This is a genomic window from Halosimplex amylolyticum (assembly GCF_051414035.1).
Lineage (GTDB): Archaea > Halobacteriota > Halobacteria > Halobacteriales > Haloarculaceae > Halosimplex > Halosimplex amylolyticum.
In genome coordinates this window covers 1,765,427-1,787,468 of record NZ_JBLKNW010000001.1, presented here as the reverse complement: position 1 = coordinate 1,787,468, position 22,042 = coordinate 1,765,427, and the positions used below count along the sequence as shown (strand labels likewise).

Annotated in this window: 23 protein-coding genes and 1 pseudogene; 13 read left to right on the top strand and 11 right to left on the bottom strand. The window is 69.1% G+C overall.

What is annotated here, in order from left to right:
• Nucleotides 1-160: 160 nt before the first annotated feature.
• Both ACMGFE_RS08480 and ACMGFE_RS08475 read right to left on the bottom strand, forming a co-directional pair.
• Nucleotides 161-1,465, bottom strand: a complete 1,305-nt coding sequence (locus tag ACMGFE_RS08480; protein ID WP_436924694.1) for an MFS transporter — start codon at nucleotides 1,463-1,465, stop codon at nucleotides 161-163.
• 54 nt (nucleotides 1,466-1,519) lie between these two features.
• Nucleotides 1,520-2,851 (bottom strand): erythromycin esterase family protein, encoded by a 1,332-nt coding sequence (locus tag ACMGFE_RS08475; RefSeq protein ID WP_436924693.1) that lies wholly within the window; start codon nucleotides 2,849-2,851, stop codon nucleotides 1,520-1,522.
• A gap of 424 nt (nucleotides 2,852-3,275) precedes the next feature.
• Here ACMGFE_RS08475 and ACMGFE_RS08470 point away from each other — a divergent pair, with 424 nt between their 5' ends.
• Both ACMGFE_RS08470 and ACMGFE_RS08465 read left to right on the top strand, forming a co-directional pair.
• Nucleotides 3,276-3,947 (top strand): helix-turn-helix domain-containing protein, encoded by a 672-nt coding sequence (locus tag ACMGFE_RS08470; RefSeq protein WP_436924691.1) that lies wholly within the window; start codon nucleotides 3,276-3,278, stop codon nucleotides 3,945-3,947.
• Between the two features lie 58 nt (nucleotides 3,948-4,005).
• Nucleotides 4,006-4,371 (top strand): DUF7344 domain-containing protein, encoded by a 366-nt coding sequence (locus ACMGFE_RS08465; RefSeq protein ID WP_436924689.1) that lies wholly within the window; start codon nucleotides 4,006-4,008, stop codon nucleotides 4,369-4,371.
• A 53-nt stretch (nucleotides 4,372-4,424) separates the two neighbouring features.
• Here ACMGFE_RS08465 and tpiA read toward each other — a convergent pair whose 3' ends face one another.
• A complete protein-coding gene (gene tpiA / locus ACMGFE_RS08460) occupies nucleotides 4,425-5,075 on the bottom strand; it encodes a triose-phosphate isomerase (RefSeq protein ID WP_436924688.1) in 651 nt (216 codons plus the stop codon).
• Between the two features lie 151 nt (nucleotides 5,076-5,226).
• Here tpiA and ACMGFE_RS08455 point away from each other — a divergent pair, with 151 nt between their 5' ends.
• Nucleotides 5,227-5,787, top strand: a complete 561-nt coding sequence (locus ACMGFE_RS08455; RefSeq protein WP_436924687.1) for a response regulator — start codon at nucleotides 5,227-5,229, stop codon at nucleotides 5,785-5,787.
• A 107-nt stretch (nucleotides 5,788-5,894) separates the two neighbouring features.
• On the opposite strand, the gene ACMGFE_RS08450 is transcribed toward ACMGFE_RS08455, so the two are convergent.
• Entirely contained in the window at nucleotides 5,895-6,425 is a 531-nt protein-coding gene (locus ACMGFE_RS08450; RefSeq protein WP_436924685.1) for a multiprotein bridging factor aMBF1, read from the bottom strand.
• A gap of 149 nt (nucleotides 6,426-6,574) precedes the next feature.
• On the opposite strand from ACMGFE_RS08450, the gene ACMGFE_RS08445 reads away from it, so the two are divergent.
• The 5 genes from ACMGFE_RS08445 (at nucleotide 6,575) to ACMGFE_RS08425 (ending at nucleotide 12,452) form a co-directional block, all read left to right on the top strand.
• Nucleotides 6,575-7,450: an aldo/keto reductase gene (locus tag ACMGFE_RS08445; protein ID WP_436924684.1), complete on the top strand. Its 876-nt coding sequence runs from the start codon at nucleotides 6,575-6,577 to the stop codon at nucleotides 7,448-7,450.
• 191 nt (nucleotides 7,451-7,641) lie between these two features.
• Nucleotides 7,642-8,793 (top strand): thiamine ABC transporter substrate-binding protein, encoded by a 1,152-nt coding sequence (locus ACMGFE_RS08440; RefSeq protein ID WP_436924683.1) that lies wholly within the window; start codon nucleotides 7,642-7,644, stop codon nucleotides 8,791-8,793.
• A 4-nt stretch (nucleotides 8,794-8,797) separates the two neighbouring features.
• Nucleotides 8,798-10,540 (top strand): ABC transporter permease, encoded by a 1,743-nt coding sequence (locus tag ACMGFE_RS08435; RefSeq protein ID WP_436924681.1) that lies wholly within the window; start codon nucleotides 8,798-8,800, stop codon nucleotides 10,538-10,540.
• A complete protein-coding gene (locus ACMGFE_RS08430; RefSeq protein ID WP_436924680.1) occupies nucleotides 10,533-11,561 on the top strand; it encodes an ABC transporter ATP-binding protein in 1,029 nt (342 codons plus the stop codon). The genes ACMGFE_RS08435 and ACMGFE_RS08430 overlap by 8 nt, the downstream gene beginning before the upstream one ends.
• Before the next feature lie 123 nt (nucleotides 11,562-11,684).
• Entirely contained in the window at nucleotides 11,685-12,452 is a 768-nt protein-coding gene (locus ACMGFE_RS08425; protein ID WP_436924678.1) for an SAM hydrolase/SAM-dependent halogenase family protein, read from the top strand.
• A gap of 71 nt (nucleotides 12,453-12,523) precedes the next feature.
• Here the strand turns inward: ACMGFE_RS08425 and ACMGFE_RS08420 are convergent, their stop codons facing one another.
• Nucleotides 12,524-13,099 (bottom strand): helix-hairpin-helix domain-containing protein, encoded by a 576-nt coding sequence (locus ACMGFE_RS08420; protein WP_436924676.1) that lies wholly within the window; start codon nucleotides 13,097-13,099, stop codon nucleotides 12,524-12,526.
• Between the two features lie 265 nt (nucleotides 13,100-13,364).
• Between ACMGFE_RS08420 and ACMGFE_RS08415 the strand changes: the two genes are divergently transcribed.
• Nucleotides 13,365-13,784, top strand: a complete 420-nt coding sequence (locus ACMGFE_RS08415) for a universal stress protein (protein WP_436924675.1) — start codon at nucleotides 13,365-13,367, stop codon at nucleotides 13,782-13,784.
• A 300-nt stretch (nucleotides 13,785-14,084) separates the two neighbouring features.
• Here ACMGFE_RS08415 and ACMGFE_RS08410 read toward each other — a convergent pair whose 3' ends face one another.
• Genes ACMGFE_RS08410 through hisC form a run of 3 tightly spaced genes read right to left on the bottom strand, consistent with a single transcriptional unit; the run spans nucleotide 14,085 to nucleotide 16,372 of the window.
• The gene (locus ACMGFE_RS08410) at nucleotides 14,085-14,693 is read right to left on the bottom strand and encodes a CDP-alcohol phosphatidyltransferase family protein (protein WP_436924674.1); all 609 of its coding nucleotides are present in this window, start codon (nucleotides 14,691-14,693) and stop codon (nucleotides 14,085-14,087) included.
• Between the two features lie 13 nt (nucleotides 14,694-14,706).
• The gene (locus ACMGFE_RS08405; protein ID WP_436924673.1) at nucleotides 14,707-15,234 is read right to left on the bottom strand and encodes an adenylate kinase family protein; all 528 of its coding nucleotides are present in this window, start codon (nucleotides 15,232-15,234) and stop codon (nucleotides 14,707-14,709) included.
• A gap of 55 nt (nucleotides 15,235-15,289) precedes the next feature.
• Nucleotides 15,290-16,372 (bottom strand): histidinol-phosphate transaminase, encoded by a 1,083-nt coding sequence (gene hisC, locus ACMGFE_RS08400; protein ID WP_436924672.1) that lies wholly within the window; start codon nucleotides 16,370-16,372, stop codon nucleotides 15,290-15,292.
• A gap of 165 nt (nucleotides 16,373-16,537) precedes the next feature.
• Between hisC and ACMGFE_RS08395 the strand changes: the two genes are divergently transcribed.
• A complete protein-coding gene (locus ACMGFE_RS08395; protein ID WP_436924671.1) occupies nucleotides 16,538-16,993 on the top strand; it encodes a CopD family protein in 456 nt (151 codons plus the stop codon).
• A 15-nt stretch (nucleotides 16,994-17,008) separates the two neighbouring features.
• Here the strand turns inward: ACMGFE_RS08395 and ACMGFE_RS08390 are convergent, their stop codons facing one another.
• Entirely contained in the window at nucleotides 17,009-18,628 is a 1,620-nt protein-coding gene (locus ACMGFE_RS08390; protein ID WP_436924670.1) for a GMC family oxidoreductase, read from the bottom strand.
• Between the two features lie 621 nt (nucleotides 18,629-19,249).
• Here ACMGFE_RS08390 and ACMGFE_RS08385 point away from each other — a divergent pair.
• Nucleotides 19,250-19,645: a hypothetical protein gene (locus ACMGFE_RS08385; protein ID WP_436924668.1), complete on the top strand. Its 396-nt coding sequence runs from the start codon at nucleotides 19,250-19,252 to the stop codon at nucleotides 19,643-19,645.
• A gap of 3 nt (nucleotides 19,646-19,648) precedes the next feature.
• On the opposite strand, the gene ACMGFE_RS08380 is transcribed toward ACMGFE_RS08385, so the two are convergent.
• Nucleotides 19,649-20,488, bottom strand: coding sequence for a CPBP family intramembrane glutamic endopeptidase (locus ACMGFE_RS08380; RefSeq protein WP_436924667.1), 840 nt, complete (start codon nucleotides 20,486-20,488; stop codon nucleotides 19,649-19,651).
• A 188-nt stretch (nucleotides 20,489-20,676) separates the two neighbouring features.
• Here ACMGFE_RS08380 and ACMGFE_RS08375 point away from each other — a divergent pair, with 188 nt between their 5' ends.
• Nucleotides 20,677-20,868 carry a hypothetical protein gene (locus ACMGFE_RS08375; RefSeq protein WP_436924666.1) on the top strand — a complete coding sequence of 64 codons (192 nt, stop codon included), beginning with the start codon at nucleotides 20,677-20,679 and terminating at the stop codon, nucleotides 20,866-20,868.
• A 131-nt stretch (nucleotides 20,869-20,999) separates the two neighbouring features.
• Nucleotides 21,000-21,182, top strand: a pseudogene (locus tag ACMGFE_RS08370) (DnaJ domain-containing protein); the annotation flags it as partial.
• A gap of 20 nt (nucleotides 21,183-21,202) precedes the next feature.
• Here the strand turns inward: ACMGFE_RS08370 and ACMGFE_RS08365 are convergent.
• A complete protein-coding gene (locus tag ACMGFE_RS08365; RefSeq protein ID WP_436925177.1) occupies nucleotides 21,203-21,916 on the bottom strand; it encodes a hypothetical protein in 714 nt (237 codons plus the stop codon).
• Nucleotides 21,917-22,042: the final 126 nt, after the last annotated feature.

Sequence of the window (22,042 nt, the reverse complement as noted above, 5' to 3'; positions counted from 1 at the left end):
CGCCGGACCGGGGGCCGCGAGTTCGGCCGGTTCACTCTTTTCGGCGGCTGCAGACCGTAACGGCGGACGCCACTTTCGGTAGTTGACACCACTCGTCGCGGAATCCGTTCGCTGGCCCCGCTCCGACCGGGGGCGGACCCCGGTCCGACCGGTGGCCGAGTCAGATCTCGGGCAGTCGAAGCCCGGCGGCGACCATCGCGAGCGCGCCGACGGCGAGCACGGCGAGACCGGGGAGGAAGGATCCGGTCAGATCGCGGAGCCCGCCGACCAGGAACGGGCCGAAGAAGCCGCCGAGTTCGCCGACGGCGAAGACCAGGCTCACGGCCGTCGCGGTCAGCGCCGGCCCGATGTCCTCGATCTCGGTCGGGATAGCACGCACGAGCGGGGAGACGCCGCCCACGCCGCTCCCGGCGACGAGCGCGGCCGCGCCGGCGCCGACTGCCTCCCCGACGAAGACGAGCGCGACGACGCCGACGACGGCGGCGAGCCCGCAGGCGACGACCCCCTCGCGCCTGCGGCCGAGCCGGTCCGAGATCGGCGGCACGGCGATGGTCCCGACGGCCTGGCCGACGACGAACAGCGTGGCGACGGTCGCGGCGGTCTCGGGCGCGACGCCACGCGACCCGGCCAGCGTGGGGAGCCAGCCCTGTAAGCTGTGGCCGAGCAGGAGGTACGCGGTGCCGACGACGACGAGCAGCCGCATGACCCGGTGTGAGAACACCTGTCGCACGTCGCTCCGGAGGGAGGCGACCGAGAAGGCGCTCTCGCCCCCGTCGCCGTAGGGCGTCCCGTGTCGGCGAGCGTGCCAGAGGGCGACGGGGACCCAGACGGCCAGGAAGGCGAGCGCCGCGGCGGCGAGCGCGCGGAAGGTCGGGCGCCACCCGCCGAGCGCCGGGCCGAGGATCGCCCGACCGACGCTGTAGGCCGCGGCCGTCCCGGCGTAGGAGCCGAGGATGTACACCGTCGACATCGTCCCCAGCAGGCGCGAGGGGAAGACGCTCGCGACGAGTTTCGGCAGGCCGAACGTGATCCCGGTGGCACCGACGGCGAAGAGGACGGTCGTGGCGAGCATCCCCGCGAAGCCGACGGTGGCCGAGCGGAGCAACTGCGCGACGCCGAAGATGCCGACGGCGAGGGCGATCCCGCGGCGCGCGCCGATGCGGTCGAGGACGAGTCCAGAGAGCAGGGACAGCGGGACGTACGTGAGCGGGACGGCGCCGACGAGCGCCCCTGCCTGGGTGTCCGACAGGCCGAGTCCGTCGGCGATTGGGTCGAGGAAGGCCGCGAGCGCGAACCAGTTCGCCATCAGGAGGAGGTAGCTGACCGCGCCGAGCACGACGAGCAGGTAGGAACTGGTCGGGACGGCATCGGCGGCGCCCGTTCCGCCCGCGGCCGCGGCGTCCGAACCGGCAGTCGCCGCGCTGTCCGCGTCGCTTCCGGACTCGCGGCCGTCGTCGGCGACCATGGACCGGCTAGCGCCGGACGGGCCTATATAGGCACCGTCACCGGTCGCCAGCTGTCAGACGCCCCAGGGGTAGGTGTCGGGGGCCTCGCGGGGGTCGCTGCGAGTCGCGAGCGGGTGGAGCGCCCGGCTCTCCTCGACGTGGAGGAACGAGTCGTAACGCTCGGGCAGGACCGTGGGGACGTAGTTGCCGAGTTCGCGCTCGGGGTGGTAGACGACGCCGATGGCGCGGTGGCCGCGTTCGGGTTCGAGCCCCGACGCGTCGGCGTCGTCGAACACGAGCGCCGCGTCGCCGACGCCGGCGCGGTGGAACACGTCGCCGTAACTGGCGTTCGTCGCGGCCGGGACCTCCATCCGCTCGGGCGTCGCGCCCCAGGACCGCCCGGCGATCACGCTCCCGCGGTGGGTGCCCATGCCGACGAGGTGCACGTCGTCGCCGTGGCGCTCGCGGGCGAGTTGCCCGACGTTGACCTCCCCGCGGTCGGCCATGTCGGTCGCTCGCGCGTCGCCGACGTGGGTGTTGTGCGCCCACACGACGGCCACCCCTTCGGTGTCGTCGCGGTCGCACAGGCGGTCGAGCGTGTCGGTCATGTGTCGGTCGCGGACGTTCCACGACGCCGAACCGCCCTTCGCCAGCTCCCGGTAGTAGCGCTCGGCGTTCTTCGCCACGAACGCGTTCTGGACGGCGTCGAAGGCCGACTCGTCGACCGCGTCGACCCCCGTCTCGGGCCGCGGGAGCTCGTCGACCAGGTCGGTCAACACCGAGACCACTTCGTCCTCGCAGTCCTCGGGCGCGATCCGCGTCGAACGGGCGTACTCCCGCGCGTCCTCGCCGTAGGGCTCGAAGCAGTGGTATGCGTCGCGGGCCCGGTCGGCGAGTTCCGGGTCGAGGTCGTCGAGGTAGTCGACGACCGCGGCCATCGACTCGTAGAGGCTGTAGACGTCGAGGCCGTAGAAGCCGACCCGGTCTTCGGGCGGGCGTTCGGCGTTGTACTCGCGGAGCCAGCCGAGGAACTCCAGCACCTCCCAGTTGGCCCACATCCAGGTCGGCCACCGGTCGAACCCCTCTAGCACCGTTTGGGTGTCCTCGGGGGTGTCGGGATCGCATCGAACGTGACGGTTGACGGCGAAGCAGGTGGTCCAGTCCCCCTCGACGCCGACGAAGGCCACGTCCGTCTCGCGGATCAGTTCGGCCGTCAACTCAGCGCGCCGGCGATAGAACTCGCTGGTCCCGTGGGACGCCTCGCCGATCAGGACGTACGAGGCGTCCCCTGCCGTCTCGACGATCCGGTCGAGTCCCTCCTCGAGAGGGCGGGCGGTCCGTTCGACCGCCTCGACCGCCGCGTCGAGCCCCTCCGTCCGCTGCGGAGCGCGGTTGCGTGGGGACATCGTCGACCGGTAGTCGAGTCACGGTCAAGAGCGGTCGCCCGGCGACTGCAACCTCAGCCTCGGCGACGCCCGCCGCGCGCCGCTGCAGCGTCGCTAGCGGCGACCGCACGGGGCCCCGGCGCGATCACGTGGTCTCCAGGAAGCGAGCGGTCCCGTGCTGCTCGACGGTGATGCGGTACCCCTCGTAACTGAACGTGACCCCCATCCGGCGTCGGGGTCGGGCGGCGTCGAGAGGCCGTGGCCGCGGGCGCCTCCGCGTCGGTGTCGAACGTTCGTCGCGTGACGTCAGTATCTCGTTCGTCCGACATCGAGCGATCGTTCGACGGCGACCAGTTCGTCGGTGCCTACTGGGACGACAGACCCGCAAGTACCCCGCAGTGAACCGCCAGCGGGGGCTTATTCGTCTTCGGACCCGAACGTGTTCATGAGTGTCATCGGCGAGTTCACCGTCCCGGCGGAGTCGTTCGTTCTGGAACCGGCGCTCTCGTCGGTTCCGGAGATCTCGGTCGAGGCGGACCGCAACGCGACTCACGGGCCGCGTCAGGTACTCCCCTTCCTGTGGGCGACCGGCGGCGACTTCGAGGCGTTCGCCGACGCGCTCGAAGCAGACCCGTCCGTCGAGAGCGTCTCGGTCGCGGAGCGCGCGGACGAGGCTGTCATGTACCGGCTCAGGTGGTGCGACTCGTTCAGGGAACTCGTCCACGACATGATCGACCACGAGGCGGCCATCGTCGAGGCGACGGCCAGCGAGGACCGCTGGACGCTGCGGCTGCGGTTCGGCGAGGAATCGATGGTGTCGTCGTTCCAGGAGTACTTCGACGAGACGGGCCGTCACTTCGAGGTCCGCTCGCTCTGGCACCCCACCGGCCCGCGACAGCGCGAGTTCGACCTCACCAGCGACCAGTACGAGGCCCTCACGACCGCGGCCCGCGAGGGGTACTTCGACGTCCCGCGGCGGGTCTCCGCCACGGATCTGGGCGACCGCCTCGGGATCTCGGCGAACGCGGCCTCACAGCGGGTTCGACGCGGGTCCGCGGCGCTCGTCCGGAACACGTTGCTGATCGACGGCCTGGACGGATCCGACGGCCGTACATAAACGCCGTTACAGTCGAAGGTGATCGCTGATTGGGATCGGAGGCGACGTTCGAACCGAGATGACTGACTCAGATATCTGCGACGTCGCCGCCGCGGAACCGTTCGACGCCGACACCGATCGCGTCTTCGGCGCGCTCTCGGACCCCGACCGCCGTTTCGTCCTCGCGTGGCTCGCCGAACGCGACGACCGGGCCGCGCTGGCCGACCTCGCGACCGAACTCGCTGCGTGGAAGCAGGGAGGCGACGCGGACCAGATCCCGGATTCCGCGGTGGAATCGGCCCACGCGAAGCTCTATCACGTTCACGTACCGAAACTCGCCGACGCGGGCCTCGCGTCCCACGACCGCGACAGCGGTGCCGTCGCGCTGGCAGAGAACGAGGCGGTGCTTCGCGAACACGTCGAACTCCCCGCGCTCGACGCGTGAGGGCGATCCCGGAGGGGTGGGACGAGGGATATTCCGCGAGGGTGCGACGAGGGCTATTCCGCGACCGGGGCGACGAGGTCTTCGAGTGCGGCCCTCGGGTCGTCGGCTTTAGCGACCCCGCTAGCCAGCAGGACGCCCGAGGCGCCCAGCTCGCGCGCGGCGTCGAGGTCGTCGCCCGTCGAGATGCCGGCGCCGCAGAACACGTCGACCGAGTCGTCCACCGCCGCGGCCGCCTCGACGGCGTCGGTGACGATATCGGGGTCGGCCTTGCTGACCGGCGTCCCCGTCCCGATGAGTTCCGGCGGTTCGACGGCGACGGCGTCGGGACCGAGCGCGGCCGCGGCACCGACCTGTTCGGGGTTGTTCGCGCAGACGACCGTCTCCAGGTCGGCGCGCTCGGCGGCGTCGAGGCCCGCGTCGATGTCGGCGAGTTTGCGCCGGGCCTCGGAGTGGTTCAGGAGCGTGCCGGTCGCGCCGGCGTCGGCCACCGCCTCGGCGAGCGTGCTGCCGGTGTGGCTGCCGTGTTCGACGGGGCTGACGTGCTGTGCCCACGTCTCGACGCCGGTGTCGGCGACGGCCGAGAGGTGGGCGGCCTGCGGGGCGACGGCGACGCGGACGCCGCTGGACTCGCTCACGTCGCGGGCCGCCTCGGCGACGGCGACCGGATCGCACGGGTACGCTTTCAGATTGACCAGGACGAACATACCCGGGAGGCGAACCCGGACGGAGAAATAGGTTGTGAGTCCGGCGAGACTGGCGGCCCGAGGGACCGGATCGGTGGACGAGCGGTCGGACTGGCAGGCCCGGCCGGCGAGGGTGAGAGTTAAGACGGTCACCTCGTAACATACGTCCGTTGTGACACAGGGGACCGCCAAGCGAGGAACGGTGCTGGTCGTCGAAGACGAGACTCACCTCGCAGAACTGTACACGGAGTACCTCGACGGCGAGTACGACGTGCGGACCGCCTACGGCGGCGTCGAGGCGCTGGAGATGCTCTCTTCTGACCTCGACGTCGTCCTGCTGGACCGGCGGATGCCGATCGTCTCCGGCAACGAGGTTCTCGCAGCGATCGAAGAGCGGGCCCTCCAGTGCCGGGTCGCCATGGTCACCGCCGTCGACCCCGACTTCGACATCATCGAAATGGGCTGTGACGACTACGTCGTCAAGCCGGTGACTCGCGACGACCTCAAAGCGGTCGTCGACCGACTGATGAAGCTCTCGGAGTACAACGACCGCATGCGGGAGCTCACCTCCAAGCGGCTCAAGCGGAACGTCCTCGAGGTCGAGAAGACCGAATCGGAACTCGCCGAGAGCGACCTGTTCCGTCGCCTCCAGCGCGAGATCGCCGAGATGGAAGACGACGTCCAGGGCATCGCCGAGGAGCTCGGCACCGACTACGTGACCAGAAAGCAGTAACAGTAGACGCGACCCGGCACCACCGCGGTCTCCCTCTCCACTCGAATCCGCCCGTTCTCCGGACCGGTTCGCCGCAGGGGACGATTCGCTTCAGCAGCCTGGCCGTCTCAGGAGTCCTTCCGTTCGACCACGTCGCCGAGCGTGTACTCGCCGGTCGAGTCGCCGCCCGACCACTCGGACTCGTCGGCCGTGCCGCCGGCCGAGAGGTCGACGTCGAGCGCGCTCTCGAGTTTGCGCTGGACCTCGTCGCTCGGCAGGGTGTCGCCGCGCTCGATCTTCCGGATGAGGCTCGCCTTCTCGTTGAGCTTGCGCGCCAGCTCCTCCTGGCTCAGGCCGGCGGACTCGCGCGCCGAGCGGACGGTCTCGTCGTAATCCTGCGCGAGTTCGTCCATCTCGTCGAACATGTCCCGTCGCTGGCGCGAGGACCCACCCGAACTCGACGACGATGACGACGAGCTCCCGGAAGAGTCCGACGAAGACGAGGACGTGGAGTACTTCGTCGACGCGCCGGAGGAGGACTGCTGTTTCACCTCGGTCCCGAAGTCCGTGCACTCGTCGCAGACGTCGAGCTCCGCCCCCTCGATCTTGACGCGGTTGGGGGAACTCGTCTCCTTCCCGCACATCTCACACTGAACCATGATCCACCCTTACCGGCGACTGTTCATAAAGTATACGCCAGCGACGGGCCGAGCGCCGCCGCGACCCCGCCGCGACCCCGCCGCCGCTACCCGAAACCTGTGCTTCCGCGACACCCGTCTTTTTGCTGCCCTCGCACGTACGTACACCCATGGAGACCAGACCGCTCGGCGACACCGGCCAGGAGAGCTCCGTCCTCACCTTCGGCGCCATCGCGCTCGACTTCCTCGAACAGGACGAGGCGGACGAACTGACCGAAGAAGTGCTCGACCGCGGCGTCAACCACGTCGACGTGGCGCCCCAGTACGGCACGGCGGAGGTCAAGCTCGCACCGACGCTCGCCGACCGCCGCGACGAGGTGTTCCTCGGCTGCAAGACGCTCGAACGCGGCTACGAGGGCGCCTGGGAGAAACTGGAGGAATCGCTCGACCGACTCGGGACCGACCACATCGACCTCTACCAGTTCCACGGCGTCACCGAACGGGAGGAGATCGACGAGATCACCGCCGACGACGGCGCCCTGAAGGCCTACCGCGAGGCCCAGGAGCAAGGGATCGTCGACCACATCGGCGTCACGAGCCACGGCCACCCCGACGTGATCCGCGAGGCCGTCGAGCGCATCCCGGACGTGGCGACCGCGATGTTCCCGGTCAACGCGACCGTCGCCGCGAAGGACGACGACGCCCACGACTATCTGAACCTCGCGAGTGAACTGGAATCGCAGGGGATCGGCGTCATCTCGATCAAGACCTTCGCCAAGCAGCCCTGGCCCGACGACCTCGCCGAGGACGAGCGACCGTACAACACCTGGTACGAACCCTACGACGACCCGGACGAACTGGACCGGTGTCTCCGGTACACCCTCTCGCAGGACGTGACGACGCTGGCCAACGCGGGCGACCCGCGCCTCGTCGGTCCCATCCTCGACGCCGCCGAGTCGTTCGAACCCATGAGCGCCGACGAACAGGCGACTATCGTCGACGAACGCCGCGCCGAGGAGTCGCCGGTCCCCGCCGACCTGAGCTGACCGGGTCGTCGACCGCGATAGCCCCTCCGATCGCACCCCCATTCTATTCGACCTCGCTCGATCTATTCAGCCCATTTTGATTACTCGACTACCGATTTGTCGGACACGTTCGGCCCGGAACGGGTGATTCTGTCCGGATCCGCGCGATCCGGATCGCGGGGTATTTCATTCGCCACCTATATTCCTCGGTTATGGACCGACGACGTTTCGTCAAGGCGGCGGGTGCCGGAGTGGCCGGCCTCCTCGCGGGGTGTAGCGCCGAACCGACCGGCGACGGCGACGCGACCGACGGATCGACCGATTCGACCGGGACGGACGGCGGCACTGTGGCCGGCTCCGCGTCCGGGGGGACGCCGGTCCTCCGCGTGGGGACGTACCCCTCGTTCGTCGACGCGCCGAGTTCGAGCCCGGGGCCGTGGCTCAAAGAGCAGTTCGAGGCCGAACACGACGCCGAGCTGAAGTGGTTCCCGCCGGAGAGCAACATGGACTACTTCCTCCAGCGGCGCCAGCAGAACGTCACCATCGACACCGACCTCTTCCTCGGCCTGACGCCGGAGAACCTCGTCAAGGCCGACCGCGAGACCGGCGACGGCGAGTCGCTGTTCACCAGCGTCGACACGTCCGCGCTCTCGAACGTGGGTCACGTCGTCGACGACTACCGCTTCGACCCCCAGGAGCGCGCCATCCCGGTCGGCGCCTCCTACATCAGCCTCGTCTACAACCAGCACGCGCTGGACGAGCGGGGCGTCGGCGCGCCAGAGACGTTCGACGACCTCGCCAGCGACCCGTACGAGAACGGGCTGCTCGTCCCGAACCCGCAGAACAGCGAGACCGGCCTGGAGTTCCTCTTCTGGACGGTCGACCACTTCGGCGAGGACGGCTACCTCGACTACTGGAGCGACCTGATGGACAACGGCACGCAGATCCTCAAAGACTGGGGGACCGCCTACGACGCCTACTCGAACGACGAGGCGCCGATAGTCGTCTCCTTCTCGACGGACCAGGTGTACGCCGACCGCTACGACCAGGACATGGCGCGCCACCAGGTCGGCTTCCCGAACGGCGAGGGCTACGCCTACCTCGAAGGCGTCGCACCCTTTTCCGGCACCGACAGGATGGGCCTGGCGACGGAGTTCGTCGACTTCGTACTCCAGCCGGACGTCCAGGCCGAGATCGCCCAGCGCAACGTCGCGCTCCCGGCGGTCGACAACGCGGACCTCCCGCAGGACTTCGACGACCTCGTCCACGAACCGGAGACCATCGTCAGCTTCGGATACGACGAGCTGATGGGCAACGTCGAGCCGTGGCTGAACGACTGGTCCGAGCAGATCGCCAGCAACTGAGCCGATGAGCGCCGGCCGAGTCGCTGAGCGCGTCGGCGTCCCCGTCCTCGCAGTGGTGACGCTGGTGCTCCTCGGACTCGTCTTCTTCTACCCGGTCGGGATCGTCCTCGTCGAGGCCGTCCGGGTCGACGGGATCTACTCGCTGGCGACGTTCACCGACGTCCTCGCCGACGAGTTCTACTTCGGCGTGTTCACGCGGGTCTTCTCCGACCCCGCGGTCCTCGTGCGCTCGTTCCCGGACTACCGGCTCGGCCTGTTCGGCTTCACCGCGTACCAGGCGATCCTCTCGACGATCGCCAGCGTCTTGCTCGGGCTCCCCGGCGCGTACGTCCTCGCGCGGTTCGAGTTTCCGGGCCGTCGGACGATCCGCTCGCTGACCGCGCTCCCGTTCGTGATGCCGACCATTCTGGTCGCTATCGGGTTCGTCGCCACCTTCGGGAAGAACGGCGTGCTCAACGTCGCACTGAGGAGCGTCGGACTCCCCGTCCTGAACCTGCGCGGCACGCTGGCGATCATCGTCCTCGCCCACGCGTTCTACGACGCGCCGCTGATCGCCCGGATCACGGCCGCCGCCTGGGAGGGCGTCGACGCGGAGATGACCGAGACCGCTCGCTCGCTGGGCGCCTCGCCGCTCCGCGCGTTCCGCGACGTGATCGTCCCGCAACTGCTCCCGGCCATCCTGACGGGCGCGCTGCTCACCTTCATCTTCTCGTTCATGTCGTTCGCCATCGTCCTCGCGCTCGGCGGGCTCAGCCTCGCGACGGTGGAGGTGTGGGTGTACCACCGGATCAGCCAGCTCGACTACGGGACGGCCTCGACGCTGGCGGTCCTGGAGATGTTCCTCTCACTCGCTCTCACCTACGCCTACCTCCGCTACGAGGCCCGCCAGCGCGCCGCGAGCGCGGCCCGTCCGCCCGAGCGGATGGATCTGTTCGGCTCGATCACGAAGAGCCGGCTGTTCGCGTGGGGGTACGCCCTCGTCGCCGTCGTCGTCTTCGTCGTCCCTATCGTCAGCCTCGTCGTCGCGAGCGTCACCGGTCCCGAGGGGTTCACGCTGCGCAACTACCGCTTCCTGATCGAACGGCAGGCCACCGCCTACGAGTTCCAGGTCAAGCCGCTGACCGCCGTCACGAACTCGCTGGTGTTCGGCGGCGGCACGCTCCTTGTCGCCGTGCCGATGGGCGTGTTCCTGGCGGTCGTCAGCACGCGGAACTTCCGCGGCCGGAAGCTGATCGACACGCTCGCGATGGCCCCGTTCGCCGTCAGCGGCGTCGTCGTCGGCCTCGGGCTCCTCCGCGGGTTCGTCTTCGGCACCGAGGCGTTCGGCTACCGCTTCACCATCGCCGGCCCGATCGCCATCGTCGCCGCCCACGCCGTCGGCGCCTACCCCTTCGTCACCCGGAACGTCGCGCCCGCGCTCGCCGGGATCGACGACTCCATCGTCGAGTCGGCGCGCTCGCTCGGCGCCTCGCGGGCCCGCGTCATGCTCGACATCGAACTGCCGCTGGTCGTGCCGGCCATCCTCGCGGGGATGGCCTTCGCGTTCGCCATCAGCGTCGGCGAGTTCGATTCGACGGTTATACTGGCCACCGGCGGAACCGGTTACACCATGCCAGTGGCGATCGAGCGGTTCATCGGCCGGCGTCTCGGGCCCGCGACGGCGATGGGCGTGGTCCTGCTCGTCGTGACGGGCGTCAGCTTCGTGATCATCGACCGCCTCGGCGAGGGGAGTGGTTTCGGTGGGTAGGCTCGAACTCGACGACGTCCGGAAGGAGTTCGCCGGCACCGTCGCGCTCGACGGCGTCTCGCTGGACATCGCCGAGGGCGAGTTCTTCACGCTCGTCGGCCCCTCCGGGTGCGGCAAGACGACGACCCTCCGTACGATCGCTGGCCTCGAAACCCCGACGAGCGGCACCGTCAGCTTCGGAGGCGTGGACGTGTCCGGCGTCCCCACCGAGGACCGGGACGTGGGCATCGTCTTCCAGAACTACGCCCTCTTCCCGCACATGAGCGTCCGCGAGAACGTCGCCTACGGCCTCAAGTTCGCCGACCCGCCGGACGGCACGTCCGTCGACGAGCGCGTGACCGAACTCCTCGACCTCGTGGACCTCTCGGGAATGGGCGACCGCGAGCCGGACCAGCTCTCCGGCGGACAGCAACAGCGCGTCGCCCTCGCCAGGGCGCTCGCGCCCGCACCGGAGATCCTCCTGCTCGACGAGCCCATGTCGGCGCTCGACGCTCGCCTCCGGGAGACGCTTCGCCGCCAGGTCAAGCGGATCCAGGCCGAACTCGACGTGACGACCGTGTACGTCACCCACGACCAGGAGGAGGCGCTCGCTATCTCCGACAGACTCGCCGTGATGGCCGACGGCCGCGTCGAGCAGGTCGGCACGCCGCGGGAGGTGTACGAGCGGCCCGCGACGGAGTTCGTCGCCTCGTTCGTCGGGGAGAACAACCTCTTCCGCGGCGAGGTCGTCGAGCGGAACGGCACGGCGACCACCGTCGCCGTGAACGGAACCGAGTTCTCGGTCGAAGACGGCGACCTCGCGACCGACGACCTCACTTTCTGCGTCCGCCCGGAGGACCTGGTCGTCGACGCCGACGACAACCGCTTCGAGGTCACCGTCGACACCGCAGAGTTCCTCGGCGAGACCACGCGCTACTACGCCGACTGGGGCGACCGGACCGTGGTCTTTCGGACGCCAGACCCCCACGACGACGAGTTCCTGACGCTCGGCTTCGATCCCGCCGACGCGCGGGTGTTGTGACGCCCAGTGCGTGCTCGTCCCCGACCTGCCCAGTGCGTGCTCGTCCCCGACCGGCCGCCGCCGAGCCCGATTTCTTCGTCCAATACCGAGTGAATTAACCGACGAATACTCCTGTACCACCGTATGATAACGCTCGCTTCGGACTTCCCCAGCCCGTACCCCGCGGCGATGCGCGGCGTGATCTGCTCGCGCACCGACGCGCGGATCGAGGACATCGCCCACGACTTCCCCCGCCAGGACGTGCGCGCGGCGGCCTTCTGGCTTCGCGAGGTACTCCCGTACTTCCCGCCCGCCACCCACTGCGTCGTCGTCGACCCCGGCGTGGGGACCGACCGGGCCGCGATCGTCGTCGAGGCCGGCGACCACCAGATCGTCGCGCCTGACAACGGCGTCGCGATCCCGGTCGCCCGGGAACTCGCCAGTGAGAGCGGCCCTGCCGAGGACTTCACGGTCTGGGACGTCGACTACGCCGACGACGAGACCGCGAGCAACACGTTCCACGGGCGGGACGTGTTCGCCCCGGCTGCCGCCGACATCCACGACGCCGGCTCGGTCGGAGATATCGACCGCTGCACCCGGACCGACGAGTGGGTCGACCTGCGGTTCCCCACGCCCGAAGTCGGCGAGTCGTCTGCCCGCGGCGAGGTACTCGTCGTCGACGGGTTCGGGAACGTCATCACGAACGTCCCTGGAGACACCGTGGCCGACCGCGAGAGTGTCCGCGTCGGCGGCGAGTCCGTCCCGGTTCGGGACGCCTACGCGGCGCTCGACGTCGGCGAGCGGCTCGTCACCGTGGGCAGCCACGGCAACGTCGAGTTCGCGGTGAACCAGGGTCGCGGCGACGACGCCTTCGGTCTCGACGTCGGCGACGACGTGGTGATCGAGTGGTGACAGCCGCCGCTACCGGCCACTTGTGCGGATGAAGTAAAAACCGGGGCCGCAGTCCGCGCTCGGCGGCCCGGTCAGTCCACGAACTCCCGGAGGTTCGCCAGGTTCTCCGCGCCCACGCCGGCGACTGCGAGCAACTCGTCGTCGCTCGCGGCGCGCACGTCACGCTCGGTGACGTAGCCCGCCGTCCGCAGTTTCCCGGCGGTCGTCGGACCGATGCCGGCGACCTCTTCGAACGGAACCTCGGTCTCGCGGTCGGCGTCGCTCTCGTCGTCGTCGGCCTCGTCGCCGTCGTCGCTCTCCGCGCTGGAGAGGATGTCCAGCGCGTCGCGGAGCGCGTCGGCCTTGTGCCTGGCTTTCCGGCCGTCTTCGCGCTCGTAAGCGGCGAGTCGCTCGCGGAGCCGGTCGTACTGGCCGGCGTCGCTCGGCATCTCCGCACCGGGACGCGGCCGGTAGCGCGTGCCGAGTTCGGAATCGAACGTGTCGCGGCGGACGAGCGTCGTGTTCCCCGCTTCGTCGCGGAGGAGGACGACCTGCTCGTCGGTGTAGATGACCTGCCGCAACTCGGCGGTCCGCTGGTCTTCGAGGACGAGTCCGATCTGCGTGTCGATCCTGCTGTGTCTCGATGGATCGAGATTTGCGTTTGACATAGTCGGGTTCGGAACCGTGCCTGGTTGTTTCGCGACGGCACGTACCCCGTATGGAACCCCACGCTCTCCGGCGGTTTGGGCCTGTCGTTTCGACGGTGTTCAGTGCAGGGAACCGGGTCATCACGACGACTGCGTACCGATCTGGGACGCTGCCGAGAACGGTGTGCTGAATACAGCGGACGCGTTCGACAGCGGGCGGGAAGCCGACGCATATCCCGGCAGGAGCGAACCGTCATTTTATGCACGTCCTTCGTGTAGTTTCCACATGATCTCGCGAATTCTCGTTCCGATGGACGGCTCGGAGATGGCCCAGCGCGCGCTCGAGTACGCCCTCGAAAACCACCCTGACGCGGAGATTACCGTCTTGCACGTCGCGGGCGAACCGTCGCCATGGGGGGCAGCAGCCACGGCGATCGCTCTGGAGGACGACCCCGAAGCGGCCGCCGAGGAGCGCGCGGCGGAGGTATTCGACGCCGCCCGGGAACTCGCCTCCGAGTACGACGCCGAGATCGCCACCGAGGTTCAACTGGGGCATCCGGCGCGGGCGATTCTGAACAGAGCTGACGACTTCGACGCGGTCGTCGTCGGGAGCCACGGTGGCTCGCTGGCCGATCGACTGGTCGTCGGGAACGTCGCCCAGAAAGTGTTCCGCCAGTCACCCGTCCCCGTAATCGTCGCCCGGTGAGTGGCGGCGGCCGAGGCCGAGAGACAGCGCTATCTCGGACACGCCGGCTCCCGGGACGGCGATCAGTCTTCCCCTTATCCGTCCCACCTCGGTACAGTATCCGTCGCCTCGTTTTCGGTGCTGGATACGCGTGCTGTATACGGAAGGCACCGTGAAAATCCGGTCCACTTTGCCTCCCGAGCGTCGCGTTCGGTCCCTGTTTCGAGCAGGGCTATCATTTCGGAACCGGTTCCGAACAGGGCGATACTTCGGTGCGAGTGGAGCGAGTGGAGCAAGGGGCCCCGAACGGTCACGCCCCACTCAGAGCGCCTTCATCGCGTAGTAGAATCGCTGGAGCGCGGTGAAGTGACCGACGACGGCGAAGAAGACGAGCAGCCAGCCGACGACGGTCAGCCCGGAGAACGACTGCGTGACGAACCCGGCGACGACGCCGACGCCGACGACCAGGGCCAGGCGGTCGGCGCGGCCGACGAGGCCGCCGTACACGCGGTCGAGGCCGACCGCCTGCGCCTGCGTACCGAGGTAGGACGTCATCAGCACGCCGGTCACGGCGGCGAGTCCGATGGCGTAGGCTTCCAGCCCGGCGGCGAGGCCGGCGATGATGACGATGTCGGCGTAGCGGTCGATGACGTGGTCGAGGAGGTCGCCCGCGGCGCTCCCGGTGCCGGTCTCGCGGGCGAGTTCGCCGTCGACGAGGTCGAGCCAGCCGTTGAGCGCGACGGCGACGGCGCCGCCGACGTACAGCAGCGGGTCGCGGCGGGGGGCGAGCGCGAACGCGGCCGCGCCGACGACCGCGAGGACGAGCGCGATGACGCTCACGCCGTTGGGCGTCAGGCCGACCCGCTTGGCGAGGCTCACCGACGGCGCGAGGACGCCTTTCACCGCGGGGCGAAACCGATCGAGGGTCATCCTGTGGAGGTAGTCATAGATAGTCGACGAACGAAACTGTACCGGCCTGGGGCTCGCGCTCGCCGGCGACGACCTCTCCGATCGCCGCGGCGGTCTCGTCCGGGTCGAGGTCCGTCGCGTCGATCTCGTAGACCGAATCCTCGCCGTGGCGCTCGACCGCTTCCGCGAGGATCACGTCCAGCGCCTCCGACTCGGCGTTCTCCTCGGCCTTCGCCGCGGGTTCGCCGCGGTCGGTGAGCCGCTGTTCCAGCTCTTCGGGGTGACAGCGCAGGACGACGACCCTGTCCGCATCGAAGTGGTGGGCGAGGTGGGACTCGAAGAGCACGTCGTCGCGGTCGGCGAGGTAGTCGGCGAGGGCGTCGAGATCGGCGACGGCGGAGTCGCGCTCCTCGTCGTGCTCGACGACGAAGTCCTCCTCGTGGATCACGTCGTTGAGGTGGATCACGTCGAGATCAACAGCGGGGCCGTCGGCGTCGGCCGCGAGCAGTTCGACGGCCGTCGTCTTGCCCGTTCCCGGCGTGCCGGTGACGGCGACGCGCATCAGGCGACCCCCGTGGTCGTCGCGTGCGCCGTACCCGCGGCGCTCGCCATCGCCATCAGGCCGAGACCTCCGCGACGACCTCGTTGACGGTCTCGACGGCGCGCCGCGTCTGTTCTCTCGTCCCGCAGGTGATCCGGATGCACTCGGGCAGGCCGAAACTGGAGCAGTCCCGGACGATGACGCCCCGGCGCTGGGCGGCGTCGGCGACGGCGCTCGCGTCGCCCACCTCGACGAGGACGAAGTTGCCCCCGCTCTCCCAGGTCTCCGCGTCCAGGTTCTCGTGCATGTACTCGCGGGCCCACTTCGCGGTCTCGACCGTCTTCTCGACGTGTTCGTCGTCGTCGAGTGCGGCGAGGCCGGCCCGGCAGGTCAGTTCGGTCACGCTGAAGGGCGTGTTCACGCGGGCGTACGCGTCGGCCCACGTCTCCGGCGTGACGGCGTAGCCGAGTCGCATCCCGGCGAGGCCGTAGGCCTTCGAGAACGTCCGGACGACCGCCACGTCGTCGCGTTCCTCGACCAGATCGACGGCCGACGGCGAGTCCGAGAAGTGGATGTACGCCTCGTCGTAGACGACGAGCGTCTGGTCGTCGGTCTCCTCGGCGACCGTCCGCACGTCGTCGAGGGCCATCTCCGAGCCCGTCGGGTTGTGCGGGCTGGTGACGTAGACGATGCGGTGGCCGTCGTAGGCGTCGAGCACCGTCTCCGGCGTCTGCGCGAAGTCGTCGTCCTTCTCCAGACGGTACTCGTCGACCTCGCCGTGGTGGTAGCGGGCCGACATCGGGTAGTAGGCGAAGCCGGGTTTCGGGACGAGGACGCGCTGGCCAGGGTCGATGAACGCGCGAGCGAGGTAGTCGAGCGCGGTGTCGCCGCTCGGCGTCAGCCAGATCTGCTCGTCGTCGACCCCGTGGCGCTCGGCGATCTTCGCCGTGAGGTCGGTGTGGGAGGTCTTCGGGTAGCTGGCGACGCGGTCGGCGTGCTCGCGGACGGCGTCGACCGCCTTCGGGCTGGCGCCGAAGGGGTTCTCGTTCGAGGAGAGTTTGACGAGGTCGTCCGGGTCGAGCCCCAGCTCGCGGGCGACCTCCTCTATCCCTCTCCCGGCGCGGTAGACGGCGTGGGCGGAGAGGTCCCGTGGTTCCATACCCGTGGCAAACGCGCCGCGGGCCTTAAGCGTGCTCACACGCCGTGAACCGTTCACAGGACGCGAGGACCGCCCACGGAGTCGACCGCGCCGGCATCCGCCACGCACGGGCCGTTCCGACCCGAAGTGGGTACGTTCAAGGTGGTCGCGTCCTCGCGGTCGCACATGTCAGCACTGGACTTCGCGATGTACGTGCTCCACCTCCTGTTCGGCGGGGTGTGGGCCGGTAGCGTGATCTTCGTGACGCTCGGCGTGTGGCCGACGGCCCGCGACGGCACCGCGAACGCGAGACCGCTCCGGTTCGTCGTCGAGCGATTGCGGTGGATCTCTCGGGCGAGCGCGCTCGTCCTCTTCGCCTCGGGCGGCCACATGGCTGGGCAGCTCTACACCGTGGAGTCGCTGACCGGGAGTTCCGGGGGTCACCTCGTGTTGACGATGGTCGCGCTGTGGCTCGCGCTCGCCGGCCTCGTCGAGGTCGGGTCGAGCAAGCTCGCGGACGGCTTCGACCGCAAGAAGGTTCGCCAGCCCGCCCGCGAGGCCCGACCGTTCTTCCTCGCCGCGTCTGTCGTCGCCGGCCTGCTCCTCGTCGTCGCCGGCCTGCTCGCTGGCGGCTTCGCCTGACGCGAAGTCCCCTTCTCAGAGGTCTTCGTCCACGTGGTCTGCCGCCTTCAGCGCCAGCGCCGCGATGGTGAGCGTCGGGTTCATCGCGCCACCGGTGACGAAGACGCTCGACGACGCGACCGAGAGGTTCTCTACGTCGTGGGTCCGTAGTCGCGGATTCACGACGCTCGACTCGGGATCCGTTCCCATCCGCGTCGTCCCCATGTGGTGAGCGGCCGGGCCGGTATTGTCGGGCCCCACGGTCCACTCGACGTCGGCGCCCACCGCGTCCATGACGCGCTGTTGGATCTCGTTCGCCCTGGCGAGGGTGCGCCGCGTCCGGTCGTCGAGCGACCACTGGACGTCCGGGACGGGGTTTCCGTGGTCGTCGGTCGTCGACGGATCGAGCGCGATCCGGTTCGATTTCCGGGGCGACTGCCCGACGAGCCCGCCCATCGCGACGTGCGTCCCGTACTCCGCGCGCAGGGTGTCGAGCAGGTCGTCGCCCCACTCGTCGGAGGTGAGCGCCCGTTCCACGGGCGAGGGGCCGGCGTAGTTGAGGAACTCCAGTTTCATCGGGCCGACGCCGTCGAAGTCGTTGTCGTAGAACTGGTGGGACTCGCTCGTGATGAAGCCGACGTGGTTCTGCCGCGTGGGTTCGTCGAGCGTCCCGCCGACGCCGGCAAACAGGTGCTCCATGAAGTACCGGCCGACGACCCCGCTGGCGTTGGCGAGACCGTCGGGATGGTCGTCCGACTTCGAGAGGAGCAGGAGACGCGGGATCTCGACCCCGCCCGCCGCGAGGACGAACTGCCGCGCTTCCTGGCGGTGTTCCGTGCCGTCGGGCGTCGCGTAGACGGCGGCCGCGACGCGCTCGCCGCTCCCGTCGGTTTCCAGGCGCTGGACGGGCACGCGGTCGACGACGCGCGCCCCGGCGTCTTCGGCGGCCGCGACCGTATGGTCGGCGCTGTACTTCGCGCCCGACGGACAAACGGGGTCGCAGGTGCCGTAGCCGACGCACTCGCCGCGGCCGTCGTAGGCCTCCGAGTTGCGCGCGTTCGGGACCGAGTGCATGGCGATCCCGACTTCCTCGCAGGCCTCGGCGAACAGCGAGTCGCTGTAAGACGGAGCGAAGGCGGGCATGGGATGGGGCTCCTCGCGCGGTGGCGCGAATGGATTGTCCGACGCTCCAGCGACACCAATGACGGACTCCGCGTCGGCGTAGTAGGGCCGCAGGTCCGCGTAGTCGATCGGCCAGTCGGCACCGACCCCGTCGCGCGAGCGCCGCTCGAAGTCCGACTCGTGGAGGCGCATCACCATCCCCTGCCAGTGGAGCGTCGACCCGCCGACGCCCTTCACCCGCATCGCGTTCAGCGGGTAGAACCGTTCGCCGCTCGCGCTGAACCCGTCGCGGTCGTCGCCCATCTCCCAGACCGAGTGCGGACCGTGGGCGGGCCTGATCGCCCGTTCCATCCGTTCGCGACGGCTCTCGAAGTCGAATCGCGGTCCCGCTTCGAGGACGACGACATCGTGACCGCGGCCGGCGAGGCGGTTGGCCACCAGCGCGCCCGCCGGTCCCGCGCCGACGACGCAGACGTCGACCCGATCGCTCGGCGTCCGGTCTCGCTCGCCTCCCGGAGAGTCGGCCGTGCTCACGGTGACCCCCCTTCGGCTCCGCCGCGGCGACCGCTGTCCCCTGGGATCCACCGTTCGCTTCCGACCCACCGCTCGACCATTGCGCCGGAGTTAGGCGAGCCTAAACTTATCGCTTGTCATGGCCGTTGGCGGTGTGTGCGAACGACCGGCGGTGCGGAGTGTTTAATCGTCCGCGGCGGGTAGTGAGAGTGCGTGCCTTTAGTCCCCGCCCGAGCGTACCCGGATGGGAGCGATGACAGTGCGGCGAACCCGGGCACGCGACACACGAGTGGCGCCGCAAGCGCCGACCCGCCGAACGGCTGACGCCGTCTCGGCATCCGGTGGCGCTACCGCGCCACCCGCCTCAGCGGGCTTCGCCCGCTTCGGCAACTGGAGGCGCCTGATGGCGCCTCCCGCCTCGACGGCTCGCGCCGTCTCGGCAATCGGTCGCCCTACCGGGCGACCCGCCCGGCACGAGGGTTTCCCGGCTGACCCGGCACGCCGCCAGGGATGATGTCGGTCGTTAGTGTTCCGGGCGATATCTCTCACTCGGAGAGTCTCGTCTCGACCGATTCCACCACGGCAGAGCGGGGCCCACGAAGTGACCTACCGTTAAGGGACCCCCTGACAAACCCCGTAGCAATGGCAGTGGCCGCCGAGACAGTCGCCATCGCGCTCGTCTCTCTCCTCGGTGCAGCCGGCGCCGCCGTCGTCACATTCCGACACTACGAACCGCCGCCGCGGGAGGACGGAGAAGCGACGCCCGAACCGTACTTCGAGGCGGCGGCGTTTTTCGTCCTGACTACAGCCTTCTTCGCGTTCCTGGGTTATGTCATCGCCTTCGCCGGGAACCTGGCCAGCCCGTACGGGCGCATCGCCACGCTGCTGCTCACTCCGATCGGGTTCTATTCGGCGTACGCGACGTACACGGGGCGGATCGCCGACGAAGCGGACAGAGCGGGCGGGCTGATGGGCGTGATAAGCGCGCTCGTCCTCGGCGTCTACCCCGTCACCTTCGACGTGATATCGCTGCTCTGAGAGTCAGATCAACGCGAGGACGGCGGCGGTCGTGTTCTGCGGGTCGGGCAGCTGGTCGCTGAAGGCGATGACGACGTACAGCAGCGAGAACAGCGTCGCGTTGTAGATCCCGTGGATGAGCGCCGGCACGACGATGTTGTCCGTCAGTTCGTAGGCCGCGCCGAAGACGAGAGCGGGGCCGACGAGGACCCCGAGCGCGACGATGTTTCCGGTTGCGGACCCGCCGGTGAGGGCGAACCAGTGGAGGCCGGCGAAGACGGCGCTCGGGATGAGGACCCCGATCACGGGGCCGAACACCTCGCGGATACGGCCCTGCACGACGCCGCGGAAGAGCAGTTCCTCGCCGGGACCGATGATCAGGATCGAGGCGGGGATGAGGATCAGGAGGATGCTGGGGTTCTCCATCCCCATCTGTGCGGCCTGGTTGGTGCCGGTGTCGACCTGGAGTACCGTGAGGACGAACGACCCGGCGAACGCGGCGAGGAGCGCGAGGACGTATCCGCCGACGACGATGGCGACCTGGCGGAGGTCCGGGACGTCCACGTCGATGTCGAACGGGCCCGGTACCTCTTCGAACCCGAGGACCGCGCGTATCTTCGGTCCGACGACGGGTCTGAGTTTGAGATAGGCGTAGGCGACCCCGGCACAGCCGACCCCCTGGACGAAGATGAGGCTGAGGACGATCTGCGCGGTGTCGGGAAGGTCGATGCTGAGGCCGACGACCAGCACGCCGAACGCGACGGCGGTCAGGACGAATCCGAAGAGCAACCCACCGGCACCGAGCCCGATGGCGGACACCACCGCGACGACCGTCCGCAGCGGTGACCGTGCACTCGTTGACATGCCCGCCGATTAGCCCGTCTGGGTGAAAAGCCGTTCCCTCGACCCCGACTGCGTTGGCGACCTCGTCCCAGTCCCCGACGGCGTCGTCAGGCCCCAGACGAAATATAAGGACCTTACAGCTTTCACGGGGACGTAATACCTCGTTCAGGGCAAGGTATATGTGAACGACCCACACACGTAAGCGTACGATGGTAGAATGTGACCACTGCGGCGACGACGTGTTCCACGTATGGAGGCGGCGCGAACGGACGGAGACGATGACCCACCGGACGGTCGTCTGGGTCTGCCGGAACTGTCACCCGGAACTGGGAGCGACCGGCCGGACCGAGTCGTCGGCGACCCGCGCGGTCGCGGACGGGGGCCGACGGAGGACCGGATAGGTCGACGACCGATTCGAGCGACGGCGAGTGAGTACGTTTCGCGCTCGGGACCGCGAATATTTCCTTTTAAACCGGTAGGAAAGTACTTGTAGGATAGGCCGGAAGAACCAGTCGATACGGGACTGGGGTGCATGAACACGACGTTCTACGGCGTCCTTGGGGTGGGTCCCGACGCCGGTGACGACGCGATCCGGGCGGCCTACCGCGAGCGCGTCAAAGACCACCACCCGGACGTGAGCGCCGCGCCCGACGCGGCCGACCAGTTCAAGCGACTCACCGCAGCGAAGGAAGTACTCCTCGATCCGAAAGAACGAAGCCGATACGACAGACTCGGTCACGACTCGTACGTCGACGCCCACGGCGACGCGTCGCTCTGGGCGGTCGACGAACCATCGACCGGGACGGACTCGACGGCAGCCACGACGTCGTCGACGCGGCCCCCGTCCGAGTCGACGTCGCGATCCGAGTCCGGGCGCGCTCGGCGGGCGTCACAGTCCCGGACCGAACGCGGTCGTAGGACGTCCCGGTCCGGGTCGGACGCCGACGACGAATCGGTGGGTTCCAGTGGCACGTCACGCGGTTCTCGGACTCGAAGGGGGACTCGCAGGTCGACGCGCTCCTCGTCCTCGGCGACGTCCCGGGGCAATGCCAGTCGGGGCGCGGACTCTCGTGCGGGGAGGTCCGCGGGAACGGCAAGTTCGGACGCCGCGACCGGGCGAACCGCGGACGAGTCGGGCACCGATTCGACAGACGCGACGGTGAACGGGTCGGCGACGGGGTCAGGCAGTACGACAGCTCCGGAGGGATCGGCTTCACCGGGGTCAGCCGCTGCGAGTTCGGCCTCGTCGGGGTCGGTCTCGGAGGCGAGGAAGGAGGCGTCGGCGAACTCGTCGAAGTCGGACGCCGCTTCGGGAGGCAGGTCTCGGTCGTCGGCGCGACGCAGTCGAACTCGGTGGGCGTCGGCCACGGACGAGCGGTCGGGTCGGAGCGCGTCGACGGCGACGGCCGGGTCGTACGCTCGAAGCAGTTTCTGGGACGCGACCGACAACGAGGTCTCGGGTACGGCACGGTCAGACCCGCTCTCCGAACGCGTCGTCGGCGTCCTGCGGACGTTGGGCGCCTGGATGCTCGTGCACCTGCTCTTTCTCGCGCTGGCGGTCGGGACCGGCTGGTA